The organism is Pseudomonas sp. ICMP 460 (genome assembly GCF_002723595.1).
In the GTDB taxonomy this organism is placed as follows: domain Bacteria; phylum Pseudomonadota; class Gammaproteobacteria; order Pseudomonadales; family Pseudomonadaceae; genus Aquipseudomonas; species Aquipseudomonas kitaguniensis.
In genome coordinates this window covers 144,368-161,311 of sequence record NZ_LKBR01000005.1, presented here as the reverse complement: position 1 = coordinate 161,311, position 16,944 = coordinate 144,368, and the positions used below count along the sequence as shown (strand labels likewise).

Genomic DNA, 16,944 nt, shown 5'->3' with positions numbered 1-16,944 from the left:
ACCCTCATGAACGCATCTGCCGACATTGCCGTGCAACAGGTCAAGCTGCTGATCAACGGTGAATGGCTCGAGTCCAGGACCACCCATTGGCAAGACGTCGTCAACCCGGCCACCCAGCAAGTGCTGGCCAAGGTGCCGTTTGCCACGGCCGATGAAGTGAATGCCGCCATCGACGCTGCCCACCGCGCCTTCCAGACCTGGAAGCTGACGCCAATCGGCGCGCGCATGCGCATCATGCTCAAGCTGCAAGCGTTGATTCGCGAACACTCCAAACGTATCGCCGTGGTCCTCAGCGCCGAGCAGGGCAAGACCATTGCCGATGCCGAAGGCGACATTTTCCGTGGCTTGGAAGTGGTGGAACACGCCTGTTCCATCGGCACGTTGCAGATGGGCGAGTTTGCTGAAAACGTCGCCGGTGGTGTCGACACCTACACCCTGCGCCAACCCATCGGCGTGTGCGCGGGCATTACCCCGTTCAACTTCCCGGCGATGATTCCGCTGTGGATGTTCCCGATGGCCATCGCCTGCGGCAATACCTTCGTTCTTAAACCGTCCGAGCAAGACCCGCTGTCGACCGTGCTGCTGGTGGAGCTGGCGCTGGAAGCGGGTGTGCCGCCTGGCGTGTTGAACGTGGTGCACGGCGGCAAAGACGTGGTGGATGCGCTGTGCACGCACAAAGACATCAAGGCCGTGTCCTTCGTCGGCTCGACCGCTGTGGGCACGCATGTTTATGACTTGGCGGGCAAACACGGCAAGCGCGTGCAGGCGATGATGGGCGCGAAGAACCACGCCGTGGTGCTGCCCGACGCTAACCGCGAACACACGTTGAATGCGCTGGTCGGTGCCGGTTTCGGCGCGGCGGGCCAGCGTTGCATGGCGACCTCGGTGGTGGTGCTGGTCGGCGCGGCCAAGCAGTGGCTGCCGGACCTTAAGGCGCTGGCGCAAAAGCTCAACGTAAATGCCGGCAGCGAAGCGGGCACCGATGTTGGCCCGGTGATTTCCAGGCGCGCCAAGGCACGCATTTTGGAGTTGATCGAAAGCGGCGTGAAAGAAGGCGCCACGCTGGAGCTGGACGGCCGCGACATCACGGTGCCGGGTTTTGAGCAAGGCAACTTCGTCGGCCCGACGCTGTTCTCGGGCGTGACCACGGATATGCAGATCTACACCCAGGAAATCTTCGGCCCGGTGCTGGTGGTGCTCGAGGTCGCGACGCTCGATGAGGCCATCGCACTGGTCAACGCTAACCCGTTCGGCAACGGCACCGGTTTGTTCACCCAGAGCGGCGCGGCGGCGCGTAAGTTTCAGAGCGAAATTGACGTGGGCCAGGTCGGCATTAACATCCCGATTCCGGTGCCGGTGCCGTTCTTCAGCTTTACCGGTTCGCGTGGCTCCAAGCTCGGCGACCTTGGCCCGTACGGCAAGCAAGTGGTGCAGTTTTACACCCAGACCAAAACCGTCACCAGCCGCTGGTTTGACGACGACACGGTCAACGATGGCGTCAACACCACCATCAACTTGCGCTGAGTTCGGGAGACGAGCATGAAAATTGCATTTATCGGTTTGGGCAACATGGGCGCGCCGATGGCCCGCAACCTGATCAAGGCCGGCCACGCGCTTAGCCTGTTCGACCTCAACCAAACGGTGCTCAAAGAGCTGGCCGAACTGGGTGGCCGCATCAGCGACTCACCGCGTGATGCGGCGCACGCTGCTGAACTGGTCATTACGATGCTGCCGGCCGCTGCGCATGTGCGCAGTGTGTGGCTGAATGACGACGGCGTTTTGGCCGGTATCGGCGAAGGCGTACCGGCGGTGGATTGCAGCACCATCGACCCGCAAACCGCGCGCGATGTGGCCGCTGCCGCCGCCAAACAAGGCGTGATAATGGCCGATGCGCCGGTGTCCGGCGGCACCGGCGGCGCCAGTGCCGGCACGCTGACGTTTATGGTCGGCGCACCCCCGGAACTGTTCGCCACCCTTCAACCGGTGCTGGCGCAGATGGGCCGCAACATCGTGCATTGCGGTGACGTCGGCACCGGGCAAATCGCCAAGATCTGCAACAACCTGTTGCTCGGCATCAGCATGGTCGGCGTCAGCGAAGCCATGGCGTTGGGCGATGCGCTGGGCATCGACACCCACGTGCTGGCCGGCATCATCAACAGCTCCACCGGGCGCTGCTGGAGTTCAGATACTTACAACCCGTGGCCCGGCGTGATCGACACTGCGCCTTCGTCGCGGGGTTATACCGGCGGTTTCGGCGCCGACCTGATGCTCAAGGATTTGGGCCTGGCCACTGAGGCCGCGCGCCAGGCCAAGCAACCGGTGATCCTCGGCGCCGTGGCCCAACAGTTGTATCAATCGATGAGCCAGCGCGGAGAAGGCGGCAAGGACTTCTCGGCGATCATCAACAGCTATCGCAAGCCCGAGTAGGCAAATTTGCGAGAGCCCGCGTCGGTGGGCTCGCGTTTTTTACAGGCTACGCGTTACCACAGTGGCCGCTCATAACTGACGATCAAGCGCGTTTCATCGATATCGCGTTCAAAGTTGGAGCGCACCATTGCGTTGCGCAAACGTACCTTCACGTTTTTAAGCGTGGGGTTCTGGAACGCATACGTCACGTCGATATCGCGTTCCCATTCGCGGCCGTCCGAGCGCCCTGGGCCACGGTCGACGTTGCTGCCCGATGCATAGCGAGTAAACAGCGAAAGGCCAGGCGCACCGAGTGCGGTGAAGTCATAGTCGTAACGCGCTTGCCAGGAATTTTCATTTTTGTTGGCGAAGTCGCTGTACTGGAAAAAGTTCACCAGCGAGGAGAAGCTCCCTCTCAGGGAGGCGTACCCCGTTTCGCCCGACATGGTTTGATAGGCGCCGGTCCATTTGTGCGCGCCCCATGAATAACTCATCAACGCGCCCAACGCGGTGTTGTCGATGTTGGTGTTGCCGTTGTCGGTCGCGCGCGCGTAACGCAGTTCGCTCTTCAGGCTTTGGTTCTCGGCGATCGGGTAGGTATGTTGAACGGCGGCAGAGTGTTTTGTGTAAAGGCTGTCCAGCGCGCTGTAGTAGTAACTGCCGGTGATTTGTTTATTAAAGGCGTAACTGCCGCCGGCGAAGTCGAATGCGTTCGATTGGTTTTTGCCCCGCACGACAATGTTCTTGCGTGAGCCGGTACCCACACCCAGCGCTTCATAGTTGGTGGAGTTGCCTTGATTGACCTGGGTGATTCTGCCCGCATCCAGCGTCAGGTCTTGCACTTCCTGCGAGCGCAGATAGGCCCCCTTGAACAGTTGCGGCTGCAAACTGCCGATGTTTTTTTCCAAAAACGGCAGCGGTGGCATCACCAGCGTGCCAACTTTCAGCGTACTTTTTGAAGCCCTCAGTTTGGCGGTAAAACCTACCTCGCCGTAGCTGTCTTCGGCTTTGCCGGATTCGCGCACCGGCAGCAGGCCGCTGCGGGTTCGGCTGGCACTTGAGTCGAGCTTGAACCCGGCCATGGCGAGCACATCGACGCCCACACCCACGGTACCTTCGGTAAAACCCGACTCCAGTTGCAAGGCGAAACCTTGTGCCCACTCCTCACGCTTGGATTGCATGGCATCGGGGTCGCGATAGTCGCGGTTGTAGTAGAAGTTTTTCAGTTCGAGCTTGCCGGTACTGTCACTGATGAAGTCAGCGAATACGCTGGGCGCAAGAAAGGTGCAAAGGGTTAAAACGCCTACGTTGATTGTTGTGTTCATTTAAGCAGCCTGCGTGAGTGGAAGTGCTCATCACAGGCTGCTGTAAACTTCTATTAAACCGACCTAGGACTCGTTTGAAGGAGTGCAGGACTTGTCTGATTCTGTGCGCGCCATGTCGCGACAGAGGTCAGGCAAATGGGTTAGCGCATCACGGCAGGGTTCGCGTTTTTGACCCGCAACCGGTAGGCAATGTAGATAATCCCGATCCAGATCGGCATTGCAAACACCGACTCACGGATGCCCGGGATCGCCAGCATCACGCTGATGATCATTGCCATAAACGCCAGGCACAGGTAGTTGCTGAACGGGAACCAGAAGGTTTTGAACGACGGCACCACGCCTTGCTCGCCCATGGCTTTGCGGAACTTGATGTGGGTGATGCTGATCAGCGCCCAGTTGATCATCAGCGATGCAACCGCCAGCGCAAACAGCAGCCCGAGCGCATTCTGCGGCGCGATGTAGTTGACCACCACGCACAGCATCGTCACCAACGCCGAAACCGCCAGTGCGCGCAGCGGCACACCTTGCTTGTTCAGCTTCATCAGCGCTTTGGGCGCATCGCCTTGCTCGGCCAGGCCGAACAGCATGCGGCTGTTGCAGTACACGCCGCTGTTGTAGACCGAAAGCGCCGCGGTCAGCACCACGAAGTTGAGGATATGCGCGGCGGTGTCGTTGCCGATCAGCGAGAAAATCTGCACAAACGGGCTGCCGCTGTAAGCGTCGCCCGACGCGCCGAGGGTTTGCAGCAGTTGGTCCCATGGGTACAACGACAGCAGCACGGTCAGCGCGCCCACATAGAAAATCAGGATGCGGTACACCACCTGGTTGATGGCTTTGGGGATGACTTTGCGCGGTTCGCTGGCCTCGGCGGCGGTGATACCCACCAGCTCCAGGCCACCAAACGAGAACATGATGAACGCCATCGCCATCAACAGCCCCATGCCGCCATTCGGGAAGAACCCGCCGTGGCTCCACAAGTTGCTGACCGAGGCTTGTGGGCCGCCGGTGCCGCTGAACAGCAGGTAGCAGCCGAGCATGATCATGCCGACAATCGCCACCACCTTGATGATCGCAAACCAGAATTCGGTTTCACCAAAGAACTTCACGTTCAGGGTGTTGATCAGGTTCACCGCCACAAAAAACGCCAGCGCGCTGACCCACGTGGGGATTTCCGGCCACCAGAACTGGATGTACTTGCCCACCGCCGTCAGTTCGGCCATGCCCACCAGTACGTAAAGTACCCAGTAGTTCCAGCCTGACAAAAAGCCTGCGTAACCGCCCCAATATTTGTGCGCGAAGTGGCTGAAGGAGCCGGCCACTGGCTCTTCGACAATCATCTCGCCGAGCTGGCGCATCATCAGGAACGCGATAAAACCCGCAATCGCGTAACCCAGGATCATCGACGGGCCTGCCGACTTGAGTACCCCGGCCGAGCCAAGGAACAACCCCGTGCCAATCGCCCCTCCCAAGGCAATCAGCTGAATATGCCGGTTCTTCAGGCCACGCTTGAGGCCTACCGGGTTAACCATGTCATCCGCCATTAACTTTCCTATCGACTGGTATTTCTTGAGAGGGATTGCACGCCGCACCCGCCCTCAGAAGTGCTGAGGGGGCAGATATTACTCTGCGTAAACTTTTCGTAATACAGCTGAACGCCATCAAGTGCCTGATCTGCTAGCCATTGCGGGACCGATTCGACCATTGGCGCGGGCCTTGGGCAGGGCGCAAGCCCCCACGGCGATCGCTGTACTACGGGTTTTTTCGCACGGGCAGGGCCAAGGCATCGAACAAGGCCTTGGCGTAACCGGGCAACTGTTCGAACGACCGCGCGCACAGCAGCAGCGTGCGGCAGGCCCACGCTTCGCGTAAAGGTTGCACCTTGACGCGGCGTTCCAGCGGCCAACGTTGCAATGCAGCCTGGGGCACGATGCCCAGGCCGGCACCGTGAGCGACCATGCGAATCAGCCCGTCAAAGCCGTCGGCGCGAATTCGCGTGTGCAAGCGAAAGCCCGCGTGCAGCGCCTGTTCTTCCAGGTACACCGCCAGCGCACTCTGCGCGGCCAGGCCCACGTAGTCGTGTTGCAGGCTGTCGATAAAACTCACTGGGCCACTCGCCAGCGGGTGCTCCAGCGGCATGATCAGCACCAGCGGGTCGTCGCGAAAGGCCAGGGTCTGCAGGCCATGGGAGTCTACTGCGTCGGAAATGATCCCGAGGTCTGCCGTGCCCTGGCGCAAGGCTTGGGTAATGCGCAGGCTCGGCAGCGCTTGCAGGTCGATACCGAGGTTGGGGTGTTCGCGCAAAAAATCCGCGAGCAACTCCGGCAGGTATTCGCTGAGGGCGGTGGTGTTGCACAGCAGGCGCACCTGGCCTTTGATGCCATTGGCGTATTCCGCCAAGTCGTGTTGCAGGTGCTCAGCCTGTTGCAGCAGCAAGCGCGCGTGCCTGGCCAGCGCTTTACCGGCGGCAGTGGGCGTGACGCCTCGGCGGCCGCGTTGCAGAAACGCGGTGCCCAGCGACGCCTCCATCGCCCGAATGCGCGCGCTGGCGGCGGCCAGCGACAAATGGCTGCGGCTGGCGCCTGCGGTAATGTTGCCGGTGTCGAGGATATGCAGGTACAGGCGCAGGTCGATCAGGTCAAAGTGCATCGCGGGCTCCTCGGTTGGCTGGGCTGGCCCCATCGTGAGCAAGCCCACTCCCACCTGTTGATGTGTGAATACAGTCAAGTGTGGGAACGGGCTTGCTCGCGATAGCGGTGGTTCAGTCAATAAATCAGTGGCTGAACGGCCGCCATCGGGAGCAAGCCCCCTCCCACAGTTGAACTGCGACAGCTGCAAAATTCTGCGTCACACCCCAATAAGTGTGGGAACGGGCTTGCTCGCGATGAGGCCCTCAGCCTCACACAAAACAAGAGGCTGCCTCAGTATATGGCGAATGTGCGACCGCCTCTAAAACCTGCACACTGCGCGCATGAATACTTCCCTGGCGTTCTACCAAACCATCGGCCCCGCCTTGACCCTGCTGGTGTTCGGCACTTTCCTGCTGGCCGGCACCGTCAAGGGCGTGATTGGCCTTGGCCTGCCCACCGTTGCCATGGGCCTGCTCGGCCTGGCTATGTTACCGGCGCAGGCTGCCGCGTTGCTGATCATTCCTTCAACGGTGACCAACCTCTGGCAACTCACGTTCGGTGGCCACTTGAGGTCGCTGATCAAACGCCTGTGGCCGATGCTGCTGTTGATTTTCCTCGGTAGCGGGTTTGGCAGCGTATGGCTGGGCATGGACGGCGGGCATTGGGTGGTGCGTGCGCTGGGCGCGGCGTTGCTGGTGTATGCGCTGAGTGGGCTGTTGTTGCCCGCGTTCAACGTAAAGCCACACACCGAGCGCTGGCTGGGCCCGGTGTGCGGGTTGATCACCGGCGTCATCACCTCGGCCACCGGCGTGTTCGTGATACCCGCAGTGCCCTACCTGCAGGCGCTGGGTTTGACGCGAGACGAGTTGGTGCAGGCGTTGGGGTTGTCGTTCACGGTGTCTACGCTGGCGCTGGCGGCCGGTTTGGCTTGGCGCGGCACCTTGGGCGGCGGTGAAATAAATGCCTCACTGCTGGCGCTGGTGCCCGCGTTGCTGGGTATGTGGCTCGGCCAAGCGCTGCGCCAGCGCATCAGCGCGCAACTATTCAAAAGGGTGTTTTTTATCGGCATGGTGTTGTTGGGTGGCCATTTGTTAATCAGCGGATAAATCAAAAGTACCGGTTTATTCGTGCGCTCAGGTCAAGTGTATTTTGCCGCGTCGAGGCTTATTCCGGGGCGCCAATATCCGTAGCCTGCCGGCATACATTGATAACCCTCTGGATTCGCTCCCATGAAAAAAGTACTCCTGCTTAACGGCGGCAAAAAGTTCGCTCACTCCGATGGCCGCTACAACACCACGCTGCACGACGCCGCCTTGGCGGTGCTGGACCGTGGCGGTATCGACGTCAAAGTCACGCATATCGACGAAGGCTACGACGTGGCCGAAGAAGTCGCCAAATACCTCTGGGCCGACGTGATCATTTACCAGATGCCCGGTTGGTGGATGGGCGCGCCGTGGATCGTCAAAAAGTACATCGACGAAGTGTTCACCGAAGGCCACGGCAGCCTTTACGCCAGTGATGGCCGCACGCGTTCCGATGCGACGCAAAAATATGGCAGCGGCGGCCTGTTGCACGGCAAACAGTACATGTTGTCGTTGACCTGGAACGCGCCGCAGCAAGCCTTTGACGACCCGGCTGACTTCTTCGAAGCCAAGGGCGTGGACGCGGTGTACTTCCCGTTCCACAAGGCCAACGAGTTCCTTGGCATGCGCGCTTTGCCGACCTTTCTGTGCGTGGATGTGATGAAACGCCCGGCCATCGAGGCCGACGTGGCGCGCTACGAGCAGCATCTGGCGCAGGTGTTCACGCTCTCGGTGTAAGCTGCTGCGAACCGTTACCGAGGACAGCCCGTGAAAGCCCGATCCGATGAGCTACAGATCTTCGTCAGCGTGATTGAGTGCGGGTCGATTTCTGCGGCGGCGGAGCAGGTCGGGCAGACGCCCTCGGGGGTCAGCCGCACCTTGTCGCGCCTGGAGGCCAAGCTCGACACCACGCTGATCAACCGCACCACGCGGCGCATGGACCTGACCGAAGAGGGCAAGTACTTTTTTGAGCAGGCCAAGGTGATTCTGGCGCAGATGGAGGAGTTGGAAGAGCGCCTGTCGTCACGCCAGAAAAACCCGGCGGGGCGGTTGCGCATCAACGCCGCCGTGCCGTTTATGCTGCATGGCATCGTGCCGTACATCGCCGAATTTCGTCGCTTGTACCCCGAGATCCAGCTTGAGCTGAACAGCGATGACTTGATCATCGACCTGCTGGAGCAGAGCACCGACATCGCGATTCGCATTGGTGCACTCGCCAACTCCACCTTGCATGCACGCGCCTTGGGCTGCACGCCGCTGCATATCCTTGCCAGCCCTGGCTACCTCAAGCAACACGGCACGCCCGGCACGGTCGCCGAGTTGGCGGACCACACGTTGCTGGGGTTCACCCAGACCGAAACCCTCAACCATTGGCCGCTACGTCACGTTGAGGGCGACCGCTGGCTGATTGCGCCAAGCATCGCCGCGTCCAGCGGTGAGACCCTGCGCCAACTGGCGCTGGAGGGGCAGGGCATTTGCTGCCTGTCGAACTTCATGACGGTTGAAGATATCAACGCCGGGCGCCTGGTGCCGGTGTTGGAAGCGTTCAACAGTGGCTATCGCCAGCCGATTCATGCGGTGTTCTACCGTAACTCGCAGTTGGCGCTGCGTATTCAGTGTTTCCTGGATTTCATCCAGACCAAACTGGCGCGGTATGCCTGCTGACCCCATAAGTTCACTGGCCCCACCCGCTGCAATTTCGTACCATTCCCGACCTTATTCCCCGCAATGCCTTGGTACTTCATGAACCTTACCCGTCTGCGCGCCGATGCTCTGGCCGGCCTCACCACGTCCTTTGCGTTGTTGCCCGAATGCATCGCCTTCGCCCTGGTCGCTCATCTCAACCCGCTGATGGGCCTCTACGGCGCCTTTATCATTTGCACGCTCACCGCGTTATTCGGCGGCAGGCCAGGCATGGTCTCCGGCGCCGCGGGTTCGATGGCGGTAGTGATCGTCGCGCTGGTGGTGCAACACGGCGTTGAATACTTGCTGGCGACGGTGCTGTTGGGCGGGCTGATCATGGTCGCGTTCGGCCTGTTGCGGCTGGGCAAGCTGGTGCGCATGGTGCCGCACTCGGTGATGCTGGGCTTCGTCAACGGCCTGGCGATCATCATTGCACTGGCGCAGCTGGAGCATTTCAAAAGCGGCGAAAGCTGGCTCAGCGGCACGCCGTTGTACGTGATGACCGGGCTGGTCGCGCTGACCATGGCCATCGTTTACCTGCTGCCGCGTCTGACCCGCGCCGTGCCGCCTGCGCTGGTGGCTATCCTCGGCGTCGGCTTGGCGGTGTACCTGCTCGGCCTGCCGACGCGCACGCTGGGCGACATGGCGCACATCGCCGGCGGCCTGCCGACGTTCGCGCTGCCGCAGGTGCCCTGGTCGATGCACACCCTCAGCATCATCGCGCCTTACGCGTTCCTGATGGCCATGGTCGGCTTGCTGGAAACCCTGCTGACCCTGAACCTCACCGATGAAATCACCGAAACCCGTGGCTACCCCGACCGCGAAAGCGTGGCCTTGGGCGCGGCGAATATGCTCTCGGGGCTGTTCGGCGGCATGGGCGGTTGCGCGATGATCGGGCAAACCGTGATCAACCTGAGCTCGGGTGGGCGCGGGCGATTCTCCGGGGTGTTTGCCGGGGTGATGATCCTGCTGTTCATTTTGTTTCTGTCACCGCTGATTGAGCGTATTCCGCTGGCGGCGCTGGTCGGTGTGATGTTTGTGGTGTCGCAACAGACCTTCGCCTGGGCCTCGTTGCGGGTGATCAACAAGGTGCCGCTCAACGACGTGCTGGTGATTATCGCGGTTACTGTGATCACCGTGTTTACCGACCTGGCCACGGCCGTGCTGTGCGGCATCGTGATTGCGGCGCTGAACTTTGCCTGGCAACAAGCGCGTGAACTGTATGCCGATGAGCATCTGGAAGCCGATGGCAGCAAGCTCTATCGTTTGCACGGCACCTTGTTTTTTGCGTCGACCACGCCGTTTTTGAACCAGTTCGATCCGGCCAATGATCCGGCCCAGGTGACGCTCGATTGCCGTCACCTGAGCTTTGTCGACTATTCAGCGATTGCCGCGCTGATGACCTTGCGCGAGCGTTACAGCAAGGCCGGCAAGCACCTGCGGGTGCTGCATTTGTCGGAGCGCTGCAAAAAGCTGCTCAAGCGCGCGAAGGTTCATCACGATTGAGGGTGTTTGCGTTGGATTGCGCGGCTTCAGCCTTTTTGGGGCTGCTTCGCAGCCCAACGCGAGCAAGCCCGCTCGCCACATAAGCCCGTTCACCACACTTGCCCGCTCGTCACAGGTTCACTTGTGGCTGAGCGCGGTTATGGCCCAACCAGGTTTTCAAGTTCCTCGGCGCGGGTTTGGGTCATGTCCAGCATGCAGCCGGAACCATTGACCCGATCAATAGTGCCGCCAGTGGCACTGCCTATAAACTTGCAATTAGCGTCGCGGTAGGTGATCCACAGGCGCTGCACATCCTGCAGTTGCTGCTTGTGCGCACCCTCTTGGGCGGACAGCGCAATTTTGTAGGCACGGTTCAGGCGAGCGTCCTGCACCTTGGTTTCATTGACGTTGCAAGCGACCATATCTCCGGTCGTGTTGGCCGTGTCCATGCATTTGCTCTGTGCGGCGTTGTCGGCGGCTGCAGCGCTGCCGCACACGGCAACCAACAGGGCGCTGACGGCGAGGGAGGTACGAAGCATGATCGGTTCCTGTCTGACTGAGTTCGCCTTCTATGACTCGATTGAAGCCATTGAGTTTCCAGCCCCAATTGAGGCTGATGTAAGAACACCCCTCGAATTTTCATGCAGTGGCGTTGCACATGTCCCCAAGCGACAGCGCGTACCTGTGGGCGAAAATTACTTTCATAAAAATTGAAAATACTCCTCGGGAATGATTTATGAGTTTCACAACACACTCGACGTGACCCTTTCCGAGGAGTACCGCATGGCCGCATCACCGGGCTTTGGGCTATTGGCATACGCTGCCATTGCCATCATTGCATTGATCGTGCTGATTGCACGTTATCGGCTCAACCCGTTTATCGTCATCACGCTGGTGTCTATCGGGCTGGCGCTGATGGCCGGGATGCCGGCCGACACCATCATGGGCTCGTATGAGGCCGGCGTCGGTAAAACCCTCGGGCATATCGCCCTGGTCGTGGCGCTGGGCACCATGCTCGGCAAGATGATGGCGGAGTCTGGCGGCGCCGAGCAGGTGGCGCGCACATTGATCAACCGCTTCGGTGAACGCAACGCGCATTGGGCAATGGTGTGTATCGCGTTCCTGGTGGGGCTGCCGCTGTTTTTCGAGGTTGGTTTTGTGTTGCTGGTGCCGATTGCCTTTACCGTGGCGCGGCGCGTGGGCGTGTCGATCCTGATGGTTGGCTTGCCGATGGTGGCCGGTTTGTCGGTGGTGCATGCGCTGGTGCCGCCGCACCCGGCGGCAATGATGGCGGTGCTGGCGTACAACGCGTCGGTCGGGCAGACCGTGCTGTATGCGATTTTGATCGGCATTCCCACCGCGATTATCGCCGGGCCCTTGTACGCCAAGTTCATCGTGCCGCGTATTCACCTGCCGGCGGAGAACCCGCTGGAGCGCCAGTTTATCGAGCGTGAACCGCGCGAACGGTTGCCGAGTTTTGCGCTGACCATGGGCACTATCCTGTTGCCGGTGGTGTTGATGATGATCGGCGGCTGGGCCAACGTGATTGCCACGCCGGGTACCGGCTTTAACCAGTTCCTGCTATTTATCGGCAACTCGGTGATCGCGCTGCTGGTGGCAACCCTGGTGAGCTTCTACAAACTGGGCCTGGCGCATGGTTTTAACCGCGAGTCGATCCTCAAATTCACCAACGAATGCCTGGCGCCGACCGCCAGCATTACCTTGCTGGTGGGCGCGGGTGGCGGGTTGAACCGCATCCTGGTGGACGCGGGCGTCACCCACGAAATTCTCGGCCTGGCCCACGCGTTCCATCTGTCGCCGCTGGTAATGGGCTGGCTGTTCGCCGCGCTGATGCGCATCGCTACCGGTTCCGCCACCGTGGCCATGACCACCGCGTCCGGCGTGGTCGCGCCCGTGGCAATGGCGTTGGGTTATCCACACCCCGAATTGCTGGTATTAGCGACCGGGGCGGGTTCGGTGATCTTTTCCCACGTCAACGACGGCGGCTTCTGGCTGATCAAGGAATACTTCAATATGACGGTCATCCAGACCTTCAAGACCTGGACCGTGCTGGAGACCCTGATTTCAGTAGTCGCCTTCGGTCTCACTTATGGCCTTTCACTTGTTTTATGAGCCTTACCCTGTAACCCGGAGCCCCGATGGACATCCTCTACCAGATCCGCGCCCGCCAGGACTCTTTCAGTGCCGGCGAAGGGCGTATCGCCAAGCTGATGCTCGATGATGTTGGGTTTGCCGCCTCGGCCAGTCTGGACGCGTTATCGCAGCGCGCCGAGGTCAGCACGGCGACGTTGTCGCGCTTTGCGCGCAGCGTGGGTTGCCGCGATTTACGTGATTTGCGCTTGCAGCTGGCGCAGGCCAGTGGCGTTGGCAGCCGCTTCCTCGACCCGGCGGGGTTACCGGAACAGTCGGCGTTTCACCGGCAAATTCTTGGGGACATTGAGGCGACCTTGCGCCAGCACCTGTCGGGTTTTAACCAGGCGAGTTTTGCTGATGCGGTCAGCCTGCTGGGCAAGGCGCGCATGCTGCACGCGTTTGGCATGGGCGGCCCGTCGAGCGTGTGCAGCGACGAATTGCAGGTGCGGCTGGTGCGTTTGGGTTACCCGATTGCCGCCTGCCATGACCCGGTGATGATGCGCATCACGGCGGCGACGCTGGGCCCCGAGCAAGCGCTGATCGTGTGTTCGTTGACCGGCCTCACGCCTGAACTGTTGGAGGTGGTGACGCTGGCGCGCAACTACGACGCGCCCGTCGTCGCCATCACCCTTGCCGATTCACCGTTGGCGCAACTCGCGGATGTGGTGCTGCCGCTGCAACCGGCCGAAACCAGTTTTATCTACAAACCCACCGCGGCGCGCTACGGAATGCTGCTGGCCATCGACCTGCTCGCTACCGAGCTGGCGCTGACCCTGCCGGACGACAACCAGGAACGCCTGCGCCGGATCAAACTGGCCCTCGACGATTATCGCGGCGGCCCCGACAGCCTGCCGCTTGGAGACTGATATGCAGTACGACACGCTGATTCGCCAGGCGCTGATCATTGATGGCAGCAACACCCCGGGGTATATCGCCGACGTTGGGCTGCGCGGCGGGCGCATCGAGACGATTGGCGACTTGTCGACAGCGCAGGCACAGCATCAAATCGACGCGCATGGCCGGGTATTGGCGCCGGGGTTTATCGACGTGCACACCCACGATGACACGGTGGTGATCCGCCACCCGCAGATGCTGCCCAAGCTCAGCCAGGGCGTGACCACGGTGATTGTCGGCAACTGTGGCATCAGTGCCTCGCCGGTGAGTTTGCGCAGTGATCCGCCAGACCCGATGAACTTGCTGGGCAAGCGTGAGGCCTTCGTTTATCCGCGTTTTGCCGACTACCGCGCCGCCGTCGAAAGCGCCCATCCGGCGGTCAACGTTGCCGCTTTGATTGGCCACACGGCGCTGCGCAGTAACCATATGGACGATTTGCAGCGCACCGCCACGCCCGAAGAAATCGCGGCGATGCGCGTGCAATTGCGCGAAAGCCTCGACGCCGGCGCGCTCGGTTTATCCACAGGCTTGGCGTACGCCAGCGCGTTCAGTGCCGAGACCGATGAAGTGCTGCAACTCAGTGAAGAACTGACGGCGTTCGGGGCGGTGTACACCACGCATTTACGCAGTGAGTTTGAGCCGGTATTGGAGGCGATGGATGAGGCGTTCCTGATCGGCCGCCACGCCAAGGCGCCGGTGATTATTTCTCACCTCAAATGCGCGGGCGCGGGGAATTGGGGGCGCAGCCCACAGCTATTGGCGTCGCTGGAGCTGGCTGCGAAAACCCACCCTGTCGGCTGTGATTGTTATCCGTATGCGGCCAGTTCCTCGACCCTGGACCTCAAACAGGTTACCGATGCGTTTCGCATCACCATCACCTGGTCGACGCCGCACCCGCAAATGGGCGGGCGCGACTTGCAGGAAATCGCCGGCGAGTGGCAGGTTTCGCTGATGGAAGCAGCGCGCCGCCTGCAACCTGCGGGCGCGGTGTACTACGGAATGGATGAAGCCGATGTGCGGCGCATCCTTGCGCACCCACTGTCGATGGTCGGCTCTGATGGCTTGCCTGAAGACCCGTTTCCACATCCACGGCTATGGGGCGCGTTTCCACGCGTGCTGGGGCATTTCAGCCGTGATGTGGGGTTGTTCCCGCTGCACACGGCGGTGCACAAAATGACCGGCTTGTCGGCGGCGCGGTTTGGCTTGGCCGAGCGCGGTGAAATTCGTCAGGGGTATTGGGCCGACCTGGTACTGTTCGACCCATTGCGCGTGCGCGATGTGGCGGATTTTGAAGCGCCCGAACGCGCGGCGGAAGGCATTGATGGGGTCTGGATAAACGGGGTGCTGAGCTACAGCGATGGGCAGGCGAATGGTCAGCGGGCGGGGCGTTTTTTGCCGCGCAGCGGGGATTTGCGTCGAGGCTTTTGGTCTTTATAGTGGGCGCTCTCACACACGGAGCGGTCGCGATGCACTTAGGAAAAGTCACCCCCATTTTGCGGATTTTCGACGAGACCAAGGCGTTGGAGTTCTACGTCGACTTTCTAGGCTTCAAGGTGGATTGGCAGCATCGTTTCGAGGCGAATTTCCCGTTGTATCTGCAAGTGTCGCTGGGCGAGTGCGTGCTGCATTTGTCCGAGCACCACGGTGATGCGTCGCCAGGCTCGGCGGTGCGGATTCAGGCGCAAGGGGTGGATGCGTACCAGCAGCAATTGCAGGGCAAGGGCTACCGTTATGCCAAGCCTGAAGTTGAGGAAACGCCTTGGGGCTCGCGCGAGATGAGCATCAAGGACCCGTTCGGGAATCGGCTGGTGTTTGCCGAAGAAGGCGAGGGCTGATCGGTAAATGGCAGGCAATAAAAAACCGCCTTAGTAGGGCGGTTTTTTATTGCAAACCCAGTTTGCGGCTGAGTTTGCTGTCTCAAAGGACGCATCGACCTGCCGATTAATAATACCGTTGGTAATGTCACCGTTGCAAGACTCGGCGGTGGTCAGGAGCGGGAGTTTTATTATGCTTTTGCCTTGGTAATCCATGCTGAAAAAGCCTGAAATAAATCTCATGATAAATACTGGATATTTAACCACTGTTGTCACACCTTCAAGCGCGATGTTGGTTAGGATCCTCTCCGTTCTGCGTTTGTCGCTTTTTAGGTGAGCCGGGTACGCGCGCGAATTCTGGACTGACCGCCACGGTCTAGTAATCCGTGCCGGATTGATGCGGAAGGACCATTAGCCCGGCCACCTCAAAGGACGCATCGACCTGCGTCCGAAGGCTCGCGTGTTCCGGTAAGTGCGCTGGAGGTAAGGCCCAACTGTTGGAGGGCCGAGTATGTCTAAGTTTGCACGACGTACGTGGAACCTCGTAGTGAATGCCCTGCGTGTTTATCACGTGTGGACATTCCTGCGGGACAGCTTCGATGACCTGTAAGGTCTGAGAGGTGGGCCGCCTCGGCTTAAACCGAGGCGGCTTTTTTTGGTTTACGACTCGGGATTTCTAAACCCGGAAATGGCTGACCATCTGCTGCAACTGGCTACCCAAACGCGCCAGTTCCACGCTCGACTTGGCCGTCTCGTCACTCGCGGTAGCGGTCTGCTCCGACACATCGCGCACGTTCACAATGCTGCGGCTGATCTCTTCAGCTACGGCGCTTTGCTGTTCGGCCGCGGCTGCAATCTGCTGGTTCATCGACTGAATGTTCGACACTGTACGGGTGATGTTTTCCAGCGAGACGCCGGCCTTGCGGGTCAGCTCGACGCTGCTGTCGGTGAGGCTGCGGCTGTTGTTCATCACGCTGGCCACTTGTTGGGTGCCGTTCTGCAAACCGGCAACCAGGCCTTCGATTTCTTCAGTGGATTTTTGTGTGCGCTGGGCCAGGCCGCGCACTTCGTCGGCAACCACGGCAAAGCCGCGACCGGCTTCACCGGCACGTGCCGCTTCAATGGCGGCGTTAAGTGCCAGCAGGTTGGTCTGTTCGGCCACGGCTTTGATCACATCCATCACGCTGCCGATCTTGTTGCTCTCTTGCTGCAGGTGCGTCATGGCGTCGGTGGAACGTGCCACTTCGGCCGCCAGGCGTTCGATCTGGGCGATGGCCTCGGCCACCACTTTGTCGCCGGCGCGCGCTTGACCGTCTGCTTCGGCAGCGGCAAGGGACGCCTGCTCGGCGTTACGGGCTACTTCCTGCACGGTGGCCGTCATTTCGTGCATCGCCGTGGCGACTTGATCCGTCTCGATCTTCTGGCTGTTCACGCCGGCGCTGGTCTGCTCGGTAACGGCCGACAGCTCTTCGGC

14 protein-coding genes and 1 pseudogene are annotated in these 16,944 nt (G+C 60.6%); 10 read left to right on the top strand and 5 right to left on the bottom strand.

Annotated elements, in window-relative coordinates; translation table 11 throughout:
• The first annotated feature begins 6 nt into the window (after positions 1–6).
• On the top strand, positions 7–1,524 hold the full coding sequence (locus tag AO240_RS06175) for a CoA-acylating methylmalonate-semialdehyde dehydrogenase (protein ID WP_099235573.1): 1,518 nt from the start codon (positions 7–9) through the stop codon (positions 1,522–1,524).
• 15 nt (positions 1,525–1,539) lie between these two features.
• Positions 1,540–2,427, top strand: coding sequence for a 3-hydroxyisobutyrate dehydrogenase (mmsB, locus tag AO240_RS06170; RefSeq protein WP_099235572.1), 888 nt, complete (start codon positions 1,540–1,542; stop codon positions 2,425–2,427).
• Between the two features lie 53 nt (positions 2,428–2,480).
• On the opposite strand, the gene AO240_RS06165 is transcribed toward mmsB, so the two are convergent.
• The 3 genes from AO240_RS06165 to AO240_RS06150 all read right to left on the bottom strand — a co-directional run bounded on the left by AO240_RS06165 (position 2,481) and on the right by AO240_RS06150 (position 6,377).
• A complete protein-coding gene (locus AO240_RS06165) occupies positions 2,481–3,731 on the bottom strand; it encodes an OprD family porin (protein ID WP_099235571.1) in 1,251 nt (416 codons plus the stop codon).
• Positions 3,732–3,871: 140 nt separating this feature from the next.
• Complete coding sequence (locus AO240_RS06160) at positions 3,872–5,272, bottom strand: amino acid permease (RefSeq protein ID WP_099235570.1); 1,401 nt, start codon at positions 5,270–5,272, stop codon at positions 3,872–3,874.
• Between the two features lie 208 nt (positions 5,273–5,480).
• The gene (locus AO240_RS06150) at positions 5,481–6,377 is read right to left on the bottom strand and encodes a LysR substrate-binding domain-containing protein (RefSeq protein WP_099235568.1); all 897 of its coding nucleotides are present in this window, start codon (positions 6,375–6,377) and stop codon (positions 5,481–5,483) included.
• 322 nt (positions 6,378–6,699) lie between these two features.
• On the opposite strand from AO240_RS06150, the gene AO240_RS06145 reads away from it, so the two are divergent.
• The 4 genes from AO240_RS06145 to AO240_RS06130 all read left to right on the top strand — a co-directional run bounded on the left by AO240_RS06145 (position 6,700) and on the right by AO240_RS06130 (position 10,629).
• On the top strand, positions 6,700–7,464 hold the full coding sequence (locus AO240_RS06145; protein ID WP_058414172.1) for a sulfite exporter TauE/SafE family protein: 765 nt from the start codon (positions 6,700–6,702) through the stop codon (positions 7,462–7,464).
• 123 nt (positions 7,465–7,587) lie between these two features.
• Positions 7,588–8,178 (top strand): NAD(P)H-dependent oxidoreductase, encoded by a 591-nt coding sequence (locus AO240_RS06140; RefSeq protein ID WP_058414173.1) that lies wholly within the window; start codon positions 7,588–7,590, stop codon positions 8,176–8,178.
• A 30-nt stretch (positions 8,179–8,208) separates the two neighbouring features.
• Positions 8,209–9,105 (top strand): LysR family transcriptional regulator, encoded by an 897-nt coding sequence (locus AO240_RS06135; protein ID WP_099235567.1) that lies wholly within the window; start codon positions 8,209–8,211, stop codon positions 9,103–9,105.
• Positions 9,106–9,183: 78 nt separating this feature from the next.
• The gene (locus AO240_RS06130) at positions 9,184–10,629 is read left to right on the top strand and encodes a SulP family inorganic anion transporter (protein ID WP_099235566.1); all 1,446 of its coding nucleotides are present in this window, start codon (positions 9,184–9,186) and stop codon (positions 10,627–10,629) included.
• Positions 10,630–10,766: 137 nt separating this feature from the next.
• Here the strand turns inward: AO240_RS06130 and AO240_RS06125 are convergent, their stop codons facing one another.
• Positions 10,767–11,147 carry a lysozyme inhibitor LprI family protein gene (locus AO240_RS06125; RefSeq protein ID WP_099235565.1) on the bottom strand — a complete coding sequence of 127 codons (381 nt, stop codon included), beginning with the start codon at positions 11,145–11,147 and terminating at the stop codon, positions 10,767–10,769.
• A gap of 244 nt (positions 11,148–11,391) precedes the next feature.
• Between AO240_RS06125 and AO240_RS06120 the strand changes: the two genes are divergently transcribed.
• Genes AO240_RS06120 through AO240_RS06105 form a run of 4 tightly spaced genes read left to right on the top strand, consistent with a single transcriptional unit; the run spans position 11,392 to position 15,491 of the window.
• Positions 11,392–12,741: a gluconate:H+ symporter gene (locus AO240_RS06120; protein ID WP_256585866.1), complete on the top strand. Its 1,350-nt coding sequence runs from the start codon at positions 11,392–11,394 to the stop codon at positions 12,739–12,741.
• 26 nt (positions 12,742–12,767) lie between these two features.
• Positions 12,768–13,628, top strand: a complete 861-nt coding sequence (locus tag AO240_RS06115; RefSeq protein WP_099235563.1) for a MurR/RpiR family transcriptional regulator — start codon at positions 12,768–12,770, stop codon at positions 13,626–13,628.
• 1 nt (position 13,629) lies between these two features.
• Positions 13,630–15,093 (top strand): amidohydrolase family protein, encoded by a 1,464-nt coding sequence (locus AO240_RS06110; protein WP_099235562.1) that lies wholly within the window; start codon positions 13,630–13,632, stop codon positions 15,091–15,093.
• Positions 15,094–15,122: 29 nt separating this feature from the next.
• Positions 15,123–15,491, top strand: a complete 369-nt coding sequence (locus AO240_RS06105) for a glyoxalase superfamily protein (RefSeq protein ID WP_099235561.1) — start codon at positions 15,123–15,125, stop codon at positions 15,489–15,491.
• Between the two features lie 655 nt (positions 15,492–16,146).
• Here AO240_RS06105 and AO240_RS29225 read toward each other — a convergent pair.
• A pseudogene (locus AO240_RS29225) lies at positions 16,147–16,740 on the bottom strand (methyl-accepting chemotaxis protein); the annotation flags it as partial.
• Positions 16,741–16,944 lie beyond the last annotated feature (204 nt).

What these genes read in the sequence shown, in the direction of transcription:
- AO240_RS06125 (WP_099235565.1), bottom strand. Translation starts at nt 11,147, where the DNA reads ATGCTTCGTACCTCCCTCGCCGTCAGCGCCCTGTTGGTTGCCGTGTGC.
- mmsB (WP_099235572.1), top strand. Translation starts at nt 1,540, where the DNA reads ATGAAAATTGCATTTATCGGTTTGGGCAACATGGGCGCGCCGATGGCC.
- AO240_RS06175 (WP_099235573.1), top strand. Translation starts at nt 7, where the DNA reads ATGAACGCATCTGCCGACATTGCCGTGCAACAGGTCAAGCTGCTGATC.
- AO240_RS06105 (WP_099235561.1), top strand. Translation starts at nt 15,123, where the DNA reads ATGCACTTAGGAAAAGTCACCCCCATTTTGCGGATTTTCGACGAGACC.
- AO240_RS06160 (WP_099235570.1), bottom strand. Translation starts at nt 5,272, where the DNA reads ATGGCGGATGACATGGTTAACCCGGTAGGCCTCAAGCGTGGCCTGAAG.
- AO240_RS06145 (WP_058414172.1), top strand. Translation starts at nt 6,700, where the DNA reads ATGAATACTTCCCTGGCGTTCTACCAAACCATCGGCCCCGCCTTGACC.
- AO240_RS06165 (WP_099235571.1), bottom strand. Translation starts at nt 3,731, where the DNA reads ATGAACACAACAATCAACGTAGGCGTTTTAACCCTTTGCACCTTTCTT.
- AO240_RS06110 (WP_099235562.1), top strand. Translation starts at nt 13,630, where the DNA reads ATGCAGTACGACACGCTGATTCGCCAGGCGCTGATCATTGATGGCAGC.
- AO240_RS06120 (WP_256585866.1), top strand. Translation starts at nt 11,392, where the DNA reads ATGGCCGCATCACCGGGCTTTGGGCTATTGGCATACGCTGCCATTGCC.
- AO240_RS06150 (WP_099235568.1), bottom strand. Translation starts at nt 6,377, where the DNA reads ATGCACTTTGACCTGATCGACCTGCGCCTGTACCTGCATATCCTCGAC.
- AO240_RS06130 (WP_099235566.1), top strand. Translation starts at nt 9,184, where the DNA reads ATGAACCTTACCCGTCTGCGCGCCGATGCTCTGGCCGGCCTCACCACG.
- AO240_RS06140 (WP_058414173.1), top strand. Translation starts at nt 7,588, where the DNA reads ATGAAAAAAGTACTCCTGCTTAACGGCGGCAAAAAGTTCGCTCACTCC.
- AO240_RS06115 (WP_099235563.1), top strand. Translation starts at nt 12,768, where the DNA reads ATGGACATCCTCTACCAGATCCGCGCCCGCCAGGACTCTTTCAGTGCC.